We start from the raw sequence: 18,933 nt of genomic DNA, 5'->3' as shown, positions 1-18,933 counted from the left end.
ATCTCAGCCCGCCAGCCCGGTTGCGCCGACGAGCCGGCCGTCAGCGTCGAAATACATGCCGTGTTCGGGTTCGGCGTAAAGCGTCGCTGTCGCGCCTGTTTCGAACGGGTGGACGCCGTGAGAGAGCGAAACCCAGTCGTTCCCGAAGGCTTCGAAATGGATCATGCTCTCCGATCCGCTCAGTTCGGCGACGACGATCTGTCCTTCGATCGGCACGGCGTTTTCGGTCTTGCGGAAGGGCAGGACGTAGTGCGGACGGATGCCGAACGTGTAATCCCCGTCGGGCAAGTCGCTGCTCACCGGCCAGTTAACCCCATCCGTCCAGGTCACGCGCTCGCCGCTCTTCGTCACCCTGGCCGTGTTCATCGGCGGTTCCGAGAACACCCTGGCGCTGGTGATGTTGGCCGGATGGCGATAGATCGAGCCAGTTGGCCCCGAATCGACGAGGCGGCCCTTGTCGAGCGCTGCGGTGAACCCGCCGAGCAGCAGGGCTTCCGAGGGCTCCGTGGTCGCATAGACGATCACGCAGTCGCGGTTGGCGAAGATCCTCGGCAGCTCGTCGCGCAGTTCCTCGCGCAGCTTGAAATCGAGATTGGCGAGCGGTTCGTCGAGCAGGATCAGTTCGGAATCCTTGACGAGCGCCCTGGCCATGGCGGTGCGCTGCTGCTGACCGCCCGAGAGTTCCGACGGACGGCGATCGAGCATCGCCGAGATTCTCAGCAGTTCCGCCATCTCGCCCACGCGCCGCTTGACCTCGTCGCGGCTTTCGCGGGCGACCCTGAGCGGCGAGGCGATATTGTCGAAAACGCTCATGTTCGGATAATTGATGAATTGCTGGTAGACCATCGAGACGTTGCGGGCCTGCACCGGCACGCCGGTCACGTCGGCGCCCTTGAACCAGATCTCGCCCTCCGTCGGCTTTTCCAGTCCGGCCATCAGATGCATGAGGGTGGTCTTGCCGGCGAGCGTGGTGCCGAGCAGCATGTTGAAGCGACCGCTCTCCAGGACGAGATCGATCGGGTAGATCCAGTCCTCGCCGGCGACCCGTTTCGATACGTTTCGCAACTCAAGCGTCATACACGCCTCGCATCCAACGCTTCCGCACCAGAATGATCCTCTGCAAAATGCGGGCCCGGCGCGATCCAAAGGGAGGAGACGCCGGACCCGTGCGCGCAATTACCGGATGAGGGGTAACTACTGCTCTTTCCAGCGTTCGACGAGCTCGTCGTAGCTGACTGTTTCGCCCTGCGGCTTCTCGTTCTCCAGCTTGGCCTTCGGGCCATCCGGCTTGCCGAGCCATTCGGACGGATCCTTCGGCTCGTTGAGCCGCGGTCCGCAGCCGCCATAGACGTTGCCCTGCTCGTCGGCGCGCTGCATGCGGGCCATGGTGATGTCCATTTCCTCGGCGAGACGGTCCATGGCTTCCTGCGGCGTGAAGGCGCCGGAGTTCACGTCGCCGATCTGCTGCCACCAGATCTGGGCGAGTTTCGGATAGTCAGGCACGTTGATGCCGGTCGGCGACCAGCGCACCCGGTCAGGAGAGCGGTAGAACTCGACCAACCCGCCCAGCTTCGGAGCGCGCTCGGTGAAGCTCGGTCCGCGAACCGTGGAATCGCGGATGAAGGTCAGGCCCACATGCGACTTCTTGGTGTCCACCGTCTTGGAGACGACGAACTGAGCGTAGAGCCAGGCCGCCTTGGCGCGATCGGTCGGCGTGGATTTCAGGATCGTCCATGAACCCACGTCCTGGTAGCCGACCTTCTGTCCTTCTTTCCAGTAGGGACCATGCGGCGAGGGGGCCATGCGCCACAGCGGATTTCCGTCGTCGTCCACCGTGTTGTTGCCGTCGCTTTTCGGAGCGACCATGTCGGCCGTGAACGCCGTGTACCAGAAGATCTGCTGGGCGACGTTGCCCTGCGCCAGAGCCGGGAGCGACTGGTAGAAGTCGTAATCCGCGGCGCCGGGAGGCGCGTATTTGCGGAGCCACTCGTCCCATTTCCTGATGGCGTAGACGGAGGCGGGGCCGTTGGTTTCGCCGCCGCGCGACACGCTCGCGCCCTGCGGGTTGCAGGATCCGGCTTCCATGCGGATGCCCCATTCGTCGATCGGCACGCCGTTCGGCTCGCCCTTGCTTCCCGTTCCCGCCATCGACAGCCAGGCGTCGGTCATGCGCCAGCCGAGGTCGGGCGCGCGCTTGCCGTAGTCCATGTGGCCGTAGATGGTGACGCCGTCGACTTCCTTGACGTCCTCGGAGAAGAATTCGGCGATGTCCTCATAGGCGGACCAGTTGACCGGAACGCCGAGATCGTAGCCGTATTTCGCCTTGAACTGGTCCTTCAGATCCTGCCGGTCGAACCAGTCCTTGCGGAACCAGTATAGGTTGGCGAACTGCTGGTCGGGCAACTGGTAGAGATCGCCGTCCGGGCCGGTCGTGAAGCTGATGCCCATGAAATCCTCGAGATCGAGGCCGGGATTGGTGACGTCCTTGCCGTCGCCGATCATCCAGTCGGACAGGTTGACGGCCAGTTGCAACCTGGAATGCGTGCCGATCAGATCGGAGTCGTTGACGTAGGCGTCGTAGAGGTTGCGACCGGTCTGCATCTGCGTCTGCACGGCCTGCACCACTTCGCCTTCGCCGAGGATCTGGTGGTTGACCTTGATGCCTGTGATTTCCTCAAAGGCCTTGGTCAGGACCTTGGATTCGTAGTCGTGAGTAGGAATGCCCTCCGACAAAACGTTGATTTCCATGCCGGCGAAGGGTTCGGCCGCTTTCATGAACCATTCCATTTCGGCCATCTGCTCGTCCACAGACAGGACCGAAGGCTGGAATTCGTCATTGACCCATTTTTCCGCAGCGGCCATGTCGGCTTGCGCGGGCAACGCCCAATAGTTTAAGGCCACGGCAGCCGCCGAGGCCATGAGAAACTTTCTCATAAGTGCTCCTCCCTAAAACTGGACCTTTCGGCGCGGGCGTCCGCAACCGTCAAACATCCAAACGCAACCAAAATGCGAAAATTAACGAAAGTCAATAGACTCTGTTATTGAAATTATCGAAAAATATCGCAATTATCCGAAAGTCGCTCAGGAGATACAATGCAGCCGTTACTACCACCCCGACAAATGGATATTCTCGAGACAGCCCGGCGCGAAGGCCGGGTGACGGTGGATTCTCTGGCGACCCGGTTTGACGTGACGCCGCAGACAATTCGCAAGGATCTCAATGACTTGTGTGATAGAGAGATTCTCCATCGCGTGCATGGCGGCGCCGTTTTCCCGTCCAACACGGTCAACCTCGCCTACCTGTCGCGACGGGAAATCGCCGCCGGGGGCAAGGTTCGGATCGGCGAAAAAGTCGCCGAACTGATCCCCGACAATGCTTCGCTTATCCTCAATATCGGAACCACCACGGAAGCTGTGGCCAGCGCACTGACCCGTCATGACGGGCTGATGGTCATCACCAACAACCTGAATGTGGCGATGATCCTTTCGGAAGCGCCCGGCGTGGAACTGGTGATTTCCGGCGGCATGGTCCGCAAGAGCGATCGCGGCATCGTCGGCGCGGCAGCCATCGATCTGATCCGCCAGTTCAAGGTGGATTATGCGATCATCGGCGCCTCGGCGATTGACGAGGAAGGCGCGCTTCTCGATTTCGACTATCGCGAGGTTCGCGTCGCCCAGGCGATCCTCGCCCAGGCGCGCAAGAAGATCCTGGTCGCAGACGCGACCAAGTTCGAGCGCCGGGCGCCAGTCCAGATCGGTCATATCTCGGATATGGACTATTTCGTCACCGACGCGCCGCCGCCGGACGAAATCGCCGAGTTGTGCAAGGTCGCAGGCGTCTCGGTGAAAGTGGCGGAGCCGGCACAGTCGGAACTGGTCTACGGATGATGGAGCAAGCCACGGACGCCGCCGGCGCGCAGCCGCAATCGGATTTCGACCTGCTGATCATCGGCGGCGGGGTCAATGGCGCGGGCATTGCGCGCGACGCCGCGGGTCGCGGCTTTTCGGTCTGCCTGTGCGAAGCCGGAGATTTCGGAGGCGGGACGTCGTCCGCGTCGACCAAGCTGCTCCACGGCGGCCTGCGTTATCTCGAATATTTCGAGTTGAGGCTGGTGCGCGAAGCGCTGATCGAGCGGGAAAATCTTCTTGCAGCGATGCCGCATATCAGCTGGCCGATGCGCTTCGTTCTGCCCTGTCACGACGATATGCGGTTCGACAGCGAAACGCCGACATCGCGTCTCCTGTCGGTTGTCATGCCGTGGATGAAGGGTCGCCGGCCGAACTGGCTCATCCGGCTCGGCCTGTTTCTGTACGACAATCTGGGCGGAGGCCGCATTCTGCCGCCGACGCGCGCGCTGGATCTTGCGACGGACGAGGCCGGCAAGCCGCTGAAACCGGAATTCCGCAAGGCGTTCGAGTATTCCGATGGCTGGGTCGAGGATTCCCGGCTGGTGATTCTGAATTTGCGCGACGCGCAGCGGCTGGGGGCGGAAATCAATCCGCACAACCGGGTCACCCGCGCGAAATTCGCCGACGGCCGGTGGACGGTCACGCTGTCCGACACCGAACACGGCGCCGTGCGCACGATCACCGCTTCCATGATCATCAACGCCTCCGGTCCCTGGGTGGACGACGTGCTGAAATCCGTCTTTGGACGCAACGACGCGCACAATGTTCGACTTGTGCGCGGCAGCCATATCGTGGTGCCACGCAAATACGACCATGACCGCTGCTATTTCTTCCAGAACGCAGATGGACGCATCATTTTCGCAATTCCCTTCCAGGACGATTTCACGCTGATCGGAACCACGGACGCCGATCATTCGGGAATGAACGTGCGACCCGAAATCACGGAAAGCGAAACCGCGTATCTGTGCCGTATGGCGAGCGAATATTTCGAGGAGCCTGTGCGCGCCGAAGACGTTGTTTGGACCTATTCCGGCGTGCGCCCGCTCTATGACGACGGCGCGTCGTCCGCACAGTCGGCGACGCGGGACTATGTCGTTCGCCGTGACCCGAAGCTGGGCGACGGCAAACTGATCAACATCTTCGGCGGCAAGATAACAACCTTTCGCCGCCTCTCGGAATCCGTCGTCCAGGAGGTGGAGCACACACTCGGCAAACGCGGCAAGGCCTGGACCTGCAAGGCGCCGCTTCCAGGCGGTGATTTTCCGGTCGACGGATACGACGATCTGGTCGGAAAAACCGCGCAACGTTTTCCCTTCGTCGAAAAGCCGGTGATCGCTCGCCTCGTGCGCTTCTACGGCACGGACGCCGACCACGTACTGGCGGGTTGCGCGAGCCTCGCCGATCTCGGCCAGGATTTCGGTCACGGGCTTTACGAGGCCGAGCTTCGTTATCTGATTGAAAACGAGTGGGCGAGAAACGCGCAGGACGCGCTCTTCCGGCGCACCAAGCTGGGTATTCGCATGAGCGAAGAAGAGATCGCCGCAGTGGAGGCCTTCATGGCGCGTCACCTTCAGGAAATTCGGACCTGATATTCCGGTATCCATGTTACTCCTTGCAAGGACAGCAAGGGAAAACGGCTATGACAAAAGCGGAGTTCACGGTCGGAATAATCGGCGGAAACGGCATGCTGGGCGGCGCGATCGCCAGGGGATTGCTCGATTCCGGCCTTATTCAACCGGATCAGCTTGGGATATCGAGCCGATCCGGCAAGCTGCCCGAACTCGGGCATGGCGGCGTCAGATCGTTTACCGACAGCCAGGCGCTGGCGGACGCATCCGACTTCATACTCCTGTCGGTTCCGCCGGCAAATTTCGCCGACGTCCGTTTTGAAGCAGGAAATTCCCTCATTTCATCGGTAATGGCGGGCGTCTCCATTCAGCGCATTATCGACCAAACCGGGACCGACCGCGTCATTCGCGCCATGTCCAGCCCGGCCGCTTCCCTGCGGCTGGCCTTTTCGCCCTGGTGCGCGTCGCATGCGGCCACGGACGCCGACAAGTCCCTTGCCTGTACGGTGTTTGGGGCGGTCGGCGCCACGGACGAAGTCCCGAACGAGGATCAGATAGATCTGTTCACCGCCGTCACCGGACCTGTGCCCGGCTTCGTCGCGCAATTTGCGGCGAGCATGGTCGATTACTCGGTTGAAAGAGGCGTCGATCCGAAGACGGCCGAGCGGGCCGTTCGGCAACTGTTTCACGCCGCGGGCGCAATGATGGCGGACGGTCCCATGTCGCCGGCGGATCATGTGACGGAAATGATCGACTATGCCGGCACGACCGCCGCCGGCCTTCTGGCGATGCAGGACACCGATCTGGACATGTGCATCGCCAAGGGCCTCGACGCGGCGTACGAAAAGGCCCGCCGGATCGGCTGACGCCGGTCAACGATTGCGCATCGTCTGCACGGCGATTTCATCTTCCAGTTCGGCGGGATAGTCCTGAACGCCGGCCGGGTTGTCGTCGGCGCCGCCCGTCAGTATCCAGTGCAAGCCCCGCAACATGATGGCGGCGAACGGATCGAACGTGTCGGAACTGCCCAGTCCGCCGGTCGCGGCCAGATTGATCATGCTTCCACGGTTGAGCAAATAGAACCGCCGACCGGCGACGTCATAGCGTTCGATGTGGTCGATCATCTGATCTTTCGGATGGCGATCGAGCCAGTCGACGTCGATTTCGCGGTTGCTGTGACCGACGTTGAAGAGGATCGCGCCGTCCCGAACTTTCGACAGCATGTCCGTGCCGAGCACGCCGTCCCGACCGGTCGAGGTCACGACAATGGAGGACCGGGACAGGCCTTCTTCAAGCCCAACCGCCTCGCAGCCGAAATGCTGCGCCTCCAGACTGCGCACCGGATCGAGATCGCAGACACGGACGACGGCGCCCATCTGCCTTGCCCTCTCGGCGACGCCGCGCCCGACGGGACCGAAACCGATGACGAGCACGCTCCGGCCGAACAACGTCATTCCGGTCATCGCACTGAAGGCCGGCCATGTTGAATCGCCGACGTGATAGCGATTGTGCAGCGCGTCCTTGATGCGGATGTCGTTCCAGTTGAATACGGGGAAGGGCGGCATGATCTCTGCGAGACGATGGAGACCGGTGGTCGTAGCCTCCAGCGCGCCGGAAACGGTCGTACCCGCCAGTGTCGCCGCCTCGATCAATTCGCCGCCCATATCGCATATTGCGTCGGTCGGCCCGGATACAAATCGCTTCAGTGTGTCCTGATACTCGGCGGACGAAGGCGAGCCTCCGGGATAGACCTCGACGCCGCGTGCGGTCAGATAGTCAACGACCCGTTGGTCGGTGCTGTCGGGATTGCAGGCGCCGATGCGCACCCTCGCGCCTGCTTCGACGAGCGGCATGAGCGAGAGGATCGTGTCGGGCAACAGATGCATCCAGCACGATACGGATTTCCCGGTCAGGTCATCCAGGCGGATGGCGCGGGCAAAGTGCTCTGAAACTGGATGAGTATGCCTGATCCATTCGAGACCAAGGCCCGAATCGTCATGGGGAGGGGACTGCAATTCCATTCGATCAAACTCCTGGATGAACGGTCGCGACTATTGGAATTTCAGGTGGTTCCGTCAAACGCATTCGCAAGCCGGACAACAGATCCTATTGTTCAAACATCCGATTATAGGGTTGTAGGACAAATTTGCTTGTGTTAACGAATCCGCACTGAACGCGATCGGCAGTCGGCGCCAAACCGGCTGTCGACACGGCAATGCCAGGGGAATGCGCACGTGACGGATGATTTCCGGCAATTATCGCAAAAGCTTTCGCCGACGCAGCCGCTTCCAAGCCGCGTGGCCAGCATTCTGAGCCAGGAAATCAGTTCCGGGCGCCTGAAACCCGGCGACCGCCTGCCGACGGAACACCAGATTGCGGAATCTCTCGGCATCAGCCGCAACGTGGTGCGTGAGGCGATCTCGCAGTTGCGGGCCGATGGCCTGGTGCGGGCGCGTCAGGGGGCCGGGGCTTTCGTGATGGAGCCGGAGGAAAGGCTCGCCATCCGGCTTGACCCGACGGATCTTGAGAATATCGAGGGCATGGAAGGCCTGTTTGAACTGAGGGCGCTGCTTGAGGGCGAGGCCGCGCGACTCGCCGCCATGCGCCGCACTGACGAGGACCTTGCCGAAATTTCGGCGGCGTTGGAAGACATGCGCGGCGACGAGAAATGGTCCGAGGGCAGCATCGAGGCCGATCTCCTCTTTCACCGGACAATCGCGAAAGCCACGGGCAACTCCTACATCCACACCTTCGTGTGCTTCATCTGCGACCAGATCCGGCGTTCGATCCACATGGCGCGCTACGCAAATCAGATCGAGCAACTCGTTGAGGTCAATGTCGGGGAGCATGTTGTCATCCTTGATGCGCTGGTCGCCGGCGATCCCGAGGCCGCCCGCGTCGCTATGGTGCATCATATCACCGAAGCCGGACGCCGGATCGGGATCATCATCAGGAACGAACAGGACAAAACCGGAAAAGGGAACGCTGAGTCATGAGCCAGCCGAAAAAGATCATCACGGACGTCTGTGTCCTCGTCGAGGATGTCGAGCGCTCAGTCGCCTTCTACACGGACGTGATGGGCTTCCGACTGCGCCGCAAGGCGGAAGGCTTCGCCGATTTCGAGGCGAAGAACGTGATCTTGGCAGCCTGGGAGCTCGACCATATTCACAAGCACACCGGGGTCAGCAAGCTGCGCGCGCCGGAAGGCGCCCTGAAAGGCTGCATCGCCATGAACCTCGACAAGCCGGAAGACATCGACGCGATGTACGAGGACCTCGCCGCCAAGGGCGTGAAGTTCCAGCGGCCGCCGGAAGATTACGAATGGAACGCGCGCTGCGCCTACTTCACCGATCCCGACGGGATGCTCTGGGAACTCTATGCCTGGCTTGAGGGCGGGCCGGACTCATATCACGAAACATATCAATAAAAACAGCACTCTATCTGTAAAAGGGGAATCAAAATGACAAGACAGAACGGCATCGACAGAAGACATTTCCTGAAATCCGCCGGTCTCGGCTTCGGCGTTCTCGCCGTCGGGCCGGGCATGAGCCTCGTTGCGCCTGCGCGCGCTGCGGACAAGACCAAAATCGTGGTCAAATTCGACTGGCTGATGTCCAACGGACAGATCGGCGATGTCATGGCGCTGAAGCACGGATTTTTCGAAGAAGCCGGCTTCGAGGTTGAATTCAGCCCTGGCGGGCCGAACTCGGCGACCGTGCCTCCGGTCATATCGGGCGCCGCCGCCCTCGGGCAGTTTTCCGAGACGCCGCAGCTCTTCAATGCGCGCGCCAGCGGCGTGCCGGTGAAGATTCTCGCCTGCGGTTTTCGCACCGGGCCCTATGCCTTCGCCTCGCTGCCGAAGAAGCCGCTGCGCTCGATCGACGACCTGCCGGGCTTGAAGATCGGCATCCAGCCGACCGCGCGCTTCCTGCTCGACGCGATCACAGTGAAGAACGGCATCGATCCGTCTACCGTGACTGCGGTCAATGTCGGTTTCGACAAGGCGCCGCTTATCCGCGGCGACGTGGACGCCATCGGAGGATGGATCACCAACACGGAAGCCCTCAGCATCATCGGCGAAGACCGCATCGACCTGATGGCGAGCGACCTGGGTCTGCCATCCTACGCCAACGTCTATTTCGCGACGGACGACGCGATCGAGGAGAACGCCGATGTTTTGGCCGGCTATATTGGCGCTGCAGCCAAAGGCTGGGGCTGGACTTACGAGAACCCGCAGGAAGCCGTCAAGCAGATGGTCGAAGCCTATCCGGCGCTGAGCCTCGAATGGGAAATGAAGACCATCGACAAGATCATCGAGTTGAGCTTCGACGCCGCGACGGCCGAAAACGGCTGGGCCACCTTCGATCCGGCCTCGCTCGAGGAGCAGCTCTCCCTCTACGACCGGATTGGCCAGTATCCGAACGGCCGGCCGAAGCTCGAGGACGTCTATACAACGAAGATCCTCGAAATGACCGCAGACGTGCGTCCCAAGATCGGCTGATCGCATCTCCGTGAATGCGATCCAGACAAAGGCGCTGAACATCGGCTATCGAAGCCCGAAAGGCGATTTGACCGTCCTTTCGGGCGTCGACCTGTCGATTGCAGACGGCGAATTCCTCACCATTCTCGGGCCTTCCGGATGCGGAAAGTCGACATTGCTCAGGGTCGTCGCCGATCTGCTGGAGCCGCTTGCCGGCGATATCAGCGTGCTGGGCGAAGATCCGTCCGTCATCCGCAGCCGGCGCCAGGTGGGTTTCGTCTTCCAGGAGTCGACGCTTCTTCCCTGGCGAACTGTCGAAGCGAACATTGAACTGCCCGTGCAAGTGGGGCGCGGCCGCACCGGCGTGCGCGACAGCGACCGCAAGCGCGTGAAAGATCTCCTGGAGATGCTGGGGATAGCCGGGCTTGAAAAGCGCTATCCGAAACAGCTGTCCGGCGGCCAGCGCCAGCGCGTGGCGATCGCGCGGGCGCTCTTCAGCGAGCCGCGCATCCTGCTCATGGACGAACCGTTCGGCGCGCTCGACGAAATCACCCGCGACCGGCTCAACGACGAACTTCTGGAGGTCTGGAGGCGCACCGGCACGACGATCCTTTTCGTCACCCACTCCATCATGGAAGCGGTCTATCTCGGCCAGCGGGTGATGGTGCTCGGCGCAAATCCCGGCCGCGTCATGGCGCTGCGCGACCTCAAGGGTGAAAAGACGCCGGACAATCGCTGCACGAGGGAAGATCCGGCCATCGTCAACCTCATGTCGGAATTGCGTAAGACGCTGGAGCAGGTCTCGTGAACGGTCTTCTTCGCTCGGTCATAGCTCCCGTGTTTGGTCCGCTCTCGATTATTCTCGCATGGCAGTTCCTGGTGCCGATCGCCGGTATCCCGCCCTACATCCTGCCGACGCCGACCGGCATCGCCAGCGTGCTTGCGAACCAGTGGCCGCTGCTTGCCGACAATGTGTGGACGACGGTCGTCGAGGCCGTCTCGGGCTTCCTGATCGGCAATCTGGCGGCGGTTCTGATGGCGGTCGTTTTCGTCTACAGCGCGCCGATCCGGGCCGCCTATTTCCCGGTGGTGCTCTTCTTCAACACGATCCCCGTGCTGGCGCTCTCGCCGATCATCATTCTCATCTTCGGGCTGGGGCTCACGCCCAAGATCATCGTCGCCGCCGTCATCTGCTTCTTCCCGACGCTCGTCAACATGATCCGCGGGCTTGATTCGGCCTCGTCTAACGAGCGCGAACTGCTGCATATCCTGTCGGCCACGCCCTGGGACGATTTCTGGCGCCTGCGGTTGCCGAGATCCCTGCCGATGCTGTTTTCCTCGCTCAGGATCGCCACGGCGACCGCCGTCATCGGCGCCATCGTCGGCGAGTGGATCGGTTCGGACAAGGGGCTCGGCGCGCTGATCATCCAGGCGTCCTTCAACTATCAGTCCGACCGGCTCTACGCCGCGATCGTGCTGTCCTCCTGCCTGTCGATCGTCCTCTTCCTTATCGTTGTCGGGGTCGAGAAGCTGGTGCTCAAGCACGAGTAGGGGCCATTGAATTCCGGGAAAATGGACCGGACGCAAGTTGCCTGCTATGGAAGGTGTCCACACAAACGACAGGCATTGAGATATGGCGGATACACCCAGCAAAAACGGCGCAAGGCTGCGTTCCCAGGAATGGTTCGACAACCCGGACAATCCGGGCATGACGGCGATTTATCTAGAGCGCTATCTCAATTTCGGGCTGACGCCGGAAGAACTTCGCAGCGGCAGGCCGATCATCGGCATCGCCCAGACCGGCTCCGATCTTTCCCCCTGCAATCGTCCGCATCTGGAGCTCGCCAAGCGCGTGCGCGAGGGGATCCGAGAGGCCGGCGGCATCGCCATCGAGTTTCCGGTTCATCCGATCCAGGAGACCGGCAAGCGACCGACTGCCTCGCTCGACCGCAATCTCGCCTATCTCGGGCTCGTCGAACTCCTCTACGGCTACCCGATCGACGGCGTGGTGCTGACAACCGGCTGCGACAAGACCACGCCGGCCTGCCTGATGGCGGCCGCCACCGTGGACATCCCGGCGATTGTCCTGTCCGGCGGGCCGATGCTCAACGGCTGGTTCAACGGCGACCGCTGCGGGTCGGGCACCATCGTCTGGGAAGCGCGCAAGCTGCTTTCTGCGGGAACCATCGACGACGAAGAGTTCATCGGCATGGTGGCCGAATCCGCGCCGTCAGCCGGTTATTGCAACACGATGGGCACGGCCTCCACCATGAACTCGCTGGCCGAGGCGCTGGGCATGTCGCTGCCGGGCTGCGCGTCCATTCCCGCGCCCTACCGGGAGCGCGGCCAGATAGCCTACCGCACGGGCAAGCGCATCGTCGAGATGGTGCATGAGGACCTGAAGCCGTCCGATATCATGACGCGCGAGGCCTTCGAGAACGTCATCGTCGTCAATTCGGCGATCGGCGGCTCCACCAATGCGCCGATCCACATCAACGCCATCGCCCGGCACATCGGCGTCGATCTGAACCTCGCCGACTGGGAGACGCACGGCCTCGACGTGCCGCTGCTGGTCAACCTGCAGCCGGCCGGAAAATATCTCAGCGAGGATTTTCACCGCGCCGGCGGCGTGCGCGCCGTTGTCGCCGAACTCATGAAGCACGGCCTGATCAACGAAGGCGCCGTCACCGCAAACGGCAAGCCCATGGGCGACAATTGCCGCGAGGCGAAGATCGCCAATACCGACGTCATCCGCGACTTCGACACGGCCCTGACGAAAAAGGCCGGCTTCAAGGTCATGCGCGGCAACATCTTCGATTCCGCGATCATGAAGCTCAGCGTGATCTCGGACGATTTCCGCAAGCGCTACCTGTCGGACCCGCAGGACCCCGACGCGTTTGAGGGAAGGGCGATCGTCTTCGACGGGCCGGAAGACTATCACCACCGGATCGACGACCCGGCGCTGGAGATCGACGAGCGCTGCCTGCTCTTCATTCGCGGCACGGGGCCGATCGGCTATCCGGGCGCGGCCGAGGTCGTCAACATGCGCGCGCCCGACTATCTCATCAAGAAGGGCATAACGGAACTGCCCTGCATCGGCGACGGTCGCCAGTCGGGCACCTCCGGTTCGCCCTCGATCCTCAACGCCTCGCCTGAAGCCGCCGCCGGCGGCAATCTCGCGCTGCTGAAGACCGGCGACCGCGTGCGCATCGATCTGCGAAAGGGCGAGGCGGACATTCTCGTGGACGACGCCGAGATCGCCGCACGCCGCGCCGCGCTGGAGGCGGAAGGCGGCTACAAGTATCCGGAGTCCCAGACGCCCTGGCAGGAGCTGCAGCGCGCCTTCGTCGACCAGCTTTCCGACGGCATGGTTCTCAAACCCGCCGTCAAATACCAGAAGATAGCATCCAAAGGCGTGCCGCGGGACAATCACTGAGGATAGCAGGCCGTTGTACGAACTCTACTATTCTTCGGGAACGGCCTGCCTCGCCCCGCATATCGTGCTGGAGACGCTGCAACTGCCCTACAGGCTTGTCGAAACGGACATTGCGAAGGGCATGCACCGCACGCAGGACTATCTGGCGGTCAATCCGGCGGGCAGGGTGCCCGCCCTGCGTTTGCCGGACGGAAGGATCATGACGGAGGCGGCGGCGATCTGCCTTTATCTCGCCGACCTGCATCCGCAGTCAAACCTGTCGCCCGCGCCCGGTCACCCGGACCGTCCCGAATTCCTGCGGTGGCTGATGTATCTCGCGACGTCCGTCCAGGAAGCCTACAAGCGGTATTACTATCCGGAGCGCTATGTGCAGGACCCGGCGCTCAAGGCCTCCGTCAACGCGCAGGCGACCAGTGATCTAAAGGACCGCTGGGCGCTCGTGGAAAACCACCTGTCGAAGAACGGCCCGTACTTCGTCGGCGACGAACCCACGATTCTCGACATCTTCATGACCATGCTCGTCACCTGGTATCAGCCGGTCGACGCATTGCTGTCGGCGTCGCCCGCAGTGAAACGCTGCCACGACGGCGTCCTCGCGCTGCCGGCGGTCAAGACCTGCCTCGAGGGCCAGGGCGAGATCAGCGCGTGCAGATAACGAAGGGCCCAAACGCCGCTACATCGCCCGCGCTTGCGGCGCTTCGAGCGTAATCATCGCCGGCTTTCGCTTCGCGCGCAGGCGTTTGCATTCAATGCAGGTGTAAAGCTGCTTGCACTTGGTCAGTCCGCACGAGATCGGGCTGTCGAAAGCGTGCCAGATGCGCTCAAGGTGATCGGCGCCGGAGGCTTTGATGTAAAGCATCGATCCGCGCCTGAGGCGGCTCTCAAGATGGCTGCGCAGATCCTCGAATTCGGTGATGGCGAAAAGGCGACCCGGATGCTGCGGCAACAGGCGCCTGATCCTGTCGCTCTGGGGTCCGTAGAATATCACCTCGTCGGCGGCGTCCAGCGCGGCTTCCGCCGCCCTGCGATACCGCGTCCGCGCCGTCCCCTGGTAGTCGGATATGGTGCCGATCACGGCGATCTTGTGCGCAGACGCCGCAGCCTTCACGATTTCCATGCTTGTGGGGATGCTCCAGTTGGGAGCCTTGAACGTGTCGAGGACGACGGTCACGCCGTTCTTCTCGTGAACGGAGTCCTTGTATATCTCCGGCTCTACGCCTGAGATCGCCTTGGCGCACGCGTCCAGCGGAACGCCCATGGCGTGGCCGCAGGCGATGGCCGCCAGGATGCAGGTGATCCAGCGATCCCCGGGAAACTGTGTCTGGATGTCGATCGTCTGTTCGCCGGCCTTCACCGTCAGGCTCAGTCGACGCGGCAAACCGCTTTGCGCGGACACCATCCGCACATCCGCGGATTCCGACGTCCCGTAGCTCAAAACGCGGGCTTTGGTTCGTGTCGCCATGGCGATGATCCGTTCGTCATCCGCATTCAGAATGGCGATGTGTCCCGGATCGAGCAATTCGACGAGCTGCGCCTTCACATCGGCGATCTCGTCCTGGTTGCGATGGGTCGAGATGTGATCCAGGCCGATGGTGGTCACGATGCCGATTGTTGGTCTCACAAACCTGATCTGTTTCAGAAGATCGGTTCGTTCATGACCGCTCAGTTCCTGAACCCAGTATTTCTCACCGCGACGGGCCTTGGTGAAGCGCTTGACGATGCCGAGATAGGTGTTTACCCCGAAAGCCGTTCGCGTGGGAGCCTGCGTCTGCAGGATCGCGCCGACGAGGCGCGCCGTGGTCGACTTTCCGGCGCTTCCGGTAATGCCCACAACGGCGTCATAGTTGATATAGCGTCTGCGGATCTTGCCTGCGGTCCGGCGCCAGTCCTTGCGGACATAGCGGACGGTCTTGCGCACGGGGCTGTTTTTGCCGGCGACAGCGTTCTTTACCGATTCCACCAGCTTGCGAGCCATCGCCTGGATCCTGAAACTTCTCGATCTTGGTATACAAGCCGCTTTGTCTTGCAGAGAGGTTTCGGTTACTGGCCGGTGTGGCAAATAGCAACAGAATCTGGAGAAACTGCCCGAATAAATAGTGTGTGTTGCTATCGAACAACCAGCAACAAACGGAAGTAACGATCGGAATAATTGAACGTGGCGCTCATTGAGGCTGCGATACTGCTATTCGCTTAATCCCATCTGCTTCGCAAGGTTCAGGCGCTGAATTTTTCCGGTTGCGCCTTTCGGAATTTCATCGACGAACAGGATGGTTCCAGGAATCTTGAAGGCGGCAACCTTGTCGGCCAGATAGTCGCGCACCTCATCTTCGCCGAGCCGCGAATTTTCCAGGCGGACGATCGCCGCAGCGATGTCCTCGCCCAGTCGATCATGCGGCGCTGCAAAGGCGATCGCCTCGACAATGTCTGGATGTCGCAACAGGATGTTGTCGAGTTCGAGGGGCGCGATCTTTTCGCCGCCGCGATTGATGATTTCCTTGAGGCGGCCGGTGATCGTCAGGCAGCCGTCCTCGTCGAGGCGTCCCTGGTCGCCGGTTCGAAACCAGCCATCGGCGAATGCCGTTCTGTTGGCTTCCGGCGCATCGATATAGCCGGCGTGAATATTCTCGCCCGCAATGACGATCTCTCCCGTCTCGTCGGCGTCGAGAATACGCCCCGCTTCATCCATGATGGCGACACGGGTGGTCGCAGGCCATCCAACGCTGCCCGGTTTCCGGGCGCCGGGCGGCAGCTGGTTGCTGGTAATCTGGTGGGCGGCTTCCGTCATGCCGTAGGCTTCGATGACCGGACAGCGGAAAATCTGTTCCAGCGCTTCCAGCGTCACGATCGGCATGGCGGCGGAAGAGCAGCGAACGAACCGCAGTTGCAGGCGTTCCACGATCTCCGTGTTGCGCGATGCGCGCGCTGCAATCGCCTGGTGCATGGTGGGCACTGCCGAATACCAGCTTGGCCTGAAGGCGTCGGCCCAGCGGAAAAACTGCAAGGCGTTGAAGCCGGGCGTGCAGACGATCGATCCGCCCGCGCTCAGCGGAGCGAGCACCGTCGCGACGATGCCGTGAATATGAAACAGCGGCATGACGCAGAGACCCGTGTCCTCCGGCCCTAGTTCGAGGGTCGACCGGATATTGGCCATCGACGCCTCGATGTTGCTGCGCGACAGCCCGACAAGCTTCGGCTTTGCCGTCGTGCCGGATGTGTGCAGCAGCAAAATGACGTCGTCCGCTTCGTTATGCGCCGCGGTTTCTGTCGCCGGATCCGCATGCGCCGTCGCCGTCATCGATACGACGCCGCAGGCCGAAGCGGTGTCGAAATCCACCGTCATCACAGGAATTTCAAGCGACGAAGCGACGAACTGCACGGCGTCAAACCCCGCCGCCGGGCAGATCAGCAGCTTCGCGTTCAGATCCTCGAGATAAAAACGAAGTTCGGATTCCGTGTAGGCGGGATTGAGCGGCGCGGCCGACGCCACGGACATGGTGGCAAGCAGGATCGCAACGAGTTCCGGACCGTTGGGCATGACAATCGCCACGGCGTCGCCGCGACCAACGCCAAGCCCCGCCAGTTCGTCAAAGACCGCCCTGGAGGAGCGCCGCAACGCTTCATGGGAGCAGGCGGGTCTCTCCGGCGCGAGAAGCGCCAGGCGGTCATCGGATGCAAGAGCGCAGGCAAGAAACGAATTATCCAATTGAACCATTCTGACATTAATCCGAATAGCGAAAAAAGGTCATTATTACGCCTGCCACATTACCGGACAAGGAAGTCGTTGGTCACGAATAATGACGACAATTGGCTGCAGGGAGAGGATTGTCTCCGAACACCGACGCCAGGGGCGGTTTGCTTCCCCTGCAGGCTATAGTTTTTCAATCCGGTATCGCCGGCCTTCCGCCGCATCTGACGAGAGTCCGACGATAGCCGCATGCGTCCGGTCAGCCGCTCCCGCGTATCCGCAAACCCTGAAAATGTTGTGCGTCAGAATCTCTCCCACACTCCTCATTCCGGCCTTGAGCCGGCTCGCCATCTCAAGCGATCTGGAATCCAGCGATCTCCCGCCCGCATCCAATATGGCACTAAGTCGACACACAGGAATCCAATCGGCTTCTTGTTGCGTTCAGCCCGAAGACGCGTGAGTCCGGCAATATGGAAGGTTTTGTAGCAACAGGACCTCTCACACTCCTCACGGCGGGCTTGAGCCGGCAGACGATATCAGGATGCGTGCGGCCCGAAGCGATCACGAGCCGCGAATACGGTGGGTGTTATGAAGCCAGAACCTCCCCCACTCCTCATTCCGGCCTTGAGCCGGAATCCAGTCGGCGCCGCGTCTGCGGCGCGTGGGGAGGGTTGATTTATGAGATTGATTAGATCTGGATGACCATGCGCGCGCTTCGTGTCATGAAGGAGGCCAGAACGGAATTTGGGATTGAGTAAACTGTCACCGTAATCTTTTAATCTTTGTTGTGTTGATACGGTAATCACCTGACAGATTGGCCATGCGAGGCGTGGCCATGCTGCCTCTGGGCGGTAAGATTGAATTGCACCTCAATTTTATCGAACCGGAGCACACCATGACCACGAAAGACAAGGTAGCACGGCGCAAGCTGTCGCTTCTACAACTCGCCCACGAACTGTCGAACGTCTCGAAGGCCTGCCACATCATGGGCTATTCGCGGCAGCAGTTCTACGAGATCCGCCGCAACTATCAGACCTATGGCAGCCAGGGGCTGCTCGACCGTCTCCCCGGCGCGAAGGGGCCGCATCCAAACCGGGTGAGCGAAGACGTCGAGAAGGCCATTCTGCAATACGCGCTCGATTATCCCACGCATGGTCCGCTGCGGGTAGCGCAGTCCTTGTGTCTTGAGGGCGTTCAGGTCTCGTCCGGCGGGGTGCGCGGCGTTTGGCAGCGCCACAATCTGCTGACCAGACATGAACGCCTTCTGCGGCTGGAAGAGCATGTCGGCAAACAGGCCATCAGGCTGACGGATGAGCAGGTTCGTCTGCTGGAACGCTTCTCGCCCGAGTTCCGCGAAAGACACATCGAGACCCGCTTCACGGGTGACCTGGTAGCCGTGGATACCTTCATGGTCGGACATCTCAAGGGCGTGGGACGTGTCTATCTGCAGACCGTCATCGACACCTTCTCGCGGTATGCCTGGGGCAGACTCTACTCTTCCAAGCTGCCTGTCACTGCCGTGCACATTCTCAACGAGGATGTTCTGCCCTTCTTCGAAGCCCACAGCAGCGAGATCAAAACCATACTGAGCGATAATGGAAGGGAGTTCTGCGGGCGGCCCGACAAACACCCCTATGAGCTCTTCCTGCAGCTTGAGGGTATCGAGCATCGAACGACCAGGGTCCGCCGGCCACAATCCAACGGCTTCGTCGAGAGGCTGCACCGGACGCTGGATAACGTACAGAATCTTTCGCAAATTTGAGAATGAGGCTGGTGGCCTCTGAACTGTCTTAAGCTGGTTTTGCGAAGAATCAGCCACCGACAGGAGAAGCCACCATGGCACAGGATAACACGA

15 protein-coding genes and 1 pseudogene are annotated in these 18,933 nt (G+C 61.3%); 11 read left to right on the top strand and 5 right to left on the bottom strand.

Annotated features, from left to right (window positions below; translation table 11 throughout):
* Positions 1-3: 3 nt before the first annotated feature.
* Together AAFN47_RS24425 and AAFN47_RS24420 are read right to left on the bottom strand one after the other, a co-directional pair.
* Positions 4-1,077, bottom strand: coding sequence for an ABC transporter ATP-binding protein (locus tag AAFN47_RS24425; protein ID WP_499811888.1), 1,074 nt, complete (start codon positions 1,075-1,077; stop codon positions 4-6).
* A gap of 117 nt (positions 1,078-1,194) precedes the next feature.
* On the bottom strand, positions 1,195-2,934 hold the full coding sequence (locus AAFN47_RS24420; RefSeq protein ID WP_499811887.1) for an ABC transporter substrate-binding protein: 1,740 nt from the start codon (positions 2,932-2,934) through the stop codon (positions 1,195-1,197).
* 159 nt (positions 2,935-3,093) lie between these two features.
* On the opposite strand from AAFN47_RS24420, the gene AAFN47_RS24415 reads away from it, so the two are divergent.
* From AAFN47_RS24415 to AAFN47_RS24405, 3 genes are read left to right on the top strand one after another with little or no spacing between them, the layout of a single operon-like run.
* On the top strand, positions 3,094-3,888 hold the full coding sequence (locus AAFN47_RS24415; RefSeq protein ID WP_499811886.1) for a DeoR/GlpR family DNA-binding transcription regulator: 795 nt from the start codon (positions 3,094-3,096) through the stop codon (positions 3,886-3,888).
* Complete coding sequence (gene glpD, locus AAFN47_RS24410) at positions 3,885-5,498, top strand: glycerol-3-phosphate dehydrogenase (protein WP_499811885.1); 1,614 nt, start codon at positions 3,885-3,887, stop codon at positions 5,496-5,498. Before AAFN47_RS24415 ends, glpD begins: the two co-directional genes overlap by 4 nt.
* A 50-nt stretch (positions 5,499-5,548) precedes the next feature.
* The gene (locus AAFN47_RS24405; RefSeq protein ID WP_499811884.1) at positions 5,549-6,343 is read left to right on the top strand and encodes a pyrroline-5-carboxylate reductase family protein; all 795 of its coding nucleotides are present in this window, start codon (positions 5,549-5,551) and stop codon (positions 6,341-6,343) included.
* 6 nt (positions 6,344-6,349) lie between these two features.
* Here the strand turns inward: AAFN47_RS24405 and AAFN47_RS24400 are convergent, their stop codons facing one another.
* On the bottom strand, positions 6,350-7,498 hold the full coding sequence (locus AAFN47_RS24400; RefSeq protein ID WP_499811883.1) for an NAD(P)-dependent oxidoreductase: 1,149 nt from the start codon (positions 7,496-7,498) through the stop codon (positions 6,350-6,352).
* 213 nt (positions 7,499-7,711) lie between these two features.
* Here AAFN47_RS24400 and AAFN47_RS24395 point away from each other — a divergent pair, with 213 nt between their 5' ends.
* From AAFN47_RS24395 to AAFN47_RS24365, 7 genes are all read left to right on the top strand, one after another.
* Positions 7,712-8,473, top strand: coding sequence for a FadR/GntR family transcriptional regulator (locus AAFN47_RS24395; protein ID WP_499811882.1), 762 nt, complete (start codon positions 7,712-7,714; stop codon positions 8,471-8,473).
* Positions 8,470-8,904 (top strand): VOC family protein, encoded by a 435-nt coding sequence (locus tag AAFN47_RS24390; protein WP_499811881.1) that lies wholly within the window; start codon positions 8,470-8,472, stop codon positions 8,902-8,904. Before AAFN47_RS24395 ends, AAFN47_RS24390 begins: the two co-directional genes overlap by 4 nt.
* Positions 8,905-8,937: 33 nt before the next feature.
* Entirely contained in the window at positions 8,938-9,978 is a 1,041-nt protein-coding gene (locus AAFN47_RS24385; RefSeq protein ID WP_499811880.1) for an ABC transporter substrate-binding protein, read from the top strand.
* Positions 9,979-9,988: 10 nt separating this feature from the next.
* Complete coding sequence (locus AAFN47_RS24380; protein WP_499811879.1) at positions 9,989-10,765, top strand: ABC transporter ATP-binding protein; 777 nt, start codon at positions 9,989-9,991, stop codon at positions 10,763-10,765.
* Positions 10,762-11,508 carry an ABC transporter permease gene (locus tag AAFN47_RS24375; protein WP_499811878.1) on the top strand — a complete coding sequence of 249 codons (747 nt, stop codon included), beginning with the start codon at positions 10,762-10,764 and terminating at the stop codon, positions 11,506-11,508. Before AAFN47_RS24380 ends, AAFN47_RS24375 begins: the two co-directional genes overlap by 4 nt.
* 82 nt (positions 11,509-11,590) lie before the next feature.
* Positions 11,591-13,393: an IlvD/Edd family dehydratase gene (locus AAFN47_RS24370; RefSeq protein WP_499811877.1), complete on the top strand. Its 1,803-nt coding sequence runs from the start codon at positions 11,591-11,593 to the stop codon at positions 13,391-13,393.
* 13 nt (positions 13,394-13,406) lie between these two features.
* Entirely contained in the window at positions 13,407-14,048 is a 642-nt protein-coding gene (locus AAFN47_RS24365; protein ID WP_499811876.1) for a glutathione S-transferase family protein, read from the top strand.
* Between the two features lie 18 nt (positions 14,049-14,066).
* On the opposite strand, the gene AAFN47_RS24360 is transcribed toward AAFN47_RS24365, so the two are convergent.
* Positions 14,067-15,368: a Mur ligase family protein gene (locus AAFN47_RS24360; RefSeq protein WP_499811875.1), complete on the bottom strand. Its 1,302-nt coding sequence runs from the start codon at positions 15,366-15,368 to the stop codon at positions 14,067-14,069.
* Between the two features lie 207 nt (positions 15,369-15,575).
* The gene (locus AAFN47_RS24355) at positions 15,576-17,105 is read right to left on the bottom strand and encodes an acyl--CoA ligase (protein ID WP_499811874.1); all 1,530 of its coding nucleotides are present in this window, start codon (positions 17,103-17,105) and stop codon (positions 15,576-15,578) included.
* A gap of 868 nt (positions 17,106-17,973) precedes the next feature.
* On the opposite strand from AAFN47_RS24355, the pseudogene AAFN47_RS24350 reads away from it, so the two are divergent.
* A pseudogene (locus AAFN47_RS24350) lies at positions 17,974-18,810 on the top strand (DDE-type integrase/transposase/recombinase); the annotation flags it as partial.
* Positions 18,811-18,933: the final 123 nt, after the last annotated feature.

The organism is Hoeflea sp. CAU 1731, from assembly GCF_039888615.1.
Taxonomy (GTDB): domain Bacteria; phylum Pseudomonadota; class Alphaproteobacteria; order Rhizobiales; family Rhizobiaceae; genus Flavimaribacter.
This window is presented reverse-complemented; position numbering and strand designations above follow the sequence as displayed.

Coding starts and splice junctions, on each gene's coding strand:
- AAFN47_RS24425 (WP_499811888.1), bottom strand. CDS start 1,077: ATGACGCTTGAGTTGCGAAACGTATCGAAACGGGTCGCCGGCGAGGAC.
- AAFN47_RS24420 (WP_499811887.1), bottom strand. CDS start 2,934: ATGAGAAAGTTTCTCATGGCCTCGGCGGCTGCCGTGGCCTTAAACTAT.
- AAFN47_RS24415 (WP_499811886.1), top strand. CDS start 3,094: ATGCAGCCGTTACTACCACCCCGACAAATGGATATTCTCGAGACAGCC.
- glpD (WP_499811885.1), top strand. CDS start 3,885: ATGATGGAGCAAGCCACGGACGCCGCCGGCGCGCAGCCGCAATCGGAT.
- AAFN47_RS24405 (WP_499811884.1), top strand. CDS start 5,549: ATGACAAAAGCGGAGTTCACGGTCGGAATAATCGGCGGAAACGGCATG.
- AAFN47_RS24400 (WP_499811883.1), bottom strand. CDS start 7,498: ATGGAATTGCAGTCCCCTCCCCATGACGATTCGGGCCTTGGTCTCGAA.
- AAFN47_RS24390 (WP_499811881.1), top strand. CDS start 8,470: ATGAGCCAGCCGAAAAAGATCATCACGGACGTCTGTGTCCTCGTCGAG.
- AAFN47_RS24385 (WP_499811880.1), top strand. CDS start 8,938: ATGACAAGACAGAACGGCATCGACAGAAGACATTTCCTGAAATCCGCC.
- AAFN47_RS24370 (WP_499811877.1), top strand. CDS start 11,591: ATGGCGGATACACCCAGCAAAAACGGCGCAAGGCTGCGTTCCCAGGAA.
- AAFN47_RS24360 (WP_499811875.1), bottom strand. CDS start 15,368: ATGGCTCGCAAGCTGGTGGAATCGGTAAAGAACGCTGTCGCCGGCAAA.
- AAFN47_RS24355 (WP_499811874.1), bottom strand. CDS start 17,105: ATGGTTCAATTGGATAATTCGTTTCTTGCCTGCGCTCTTGCATCCGAT.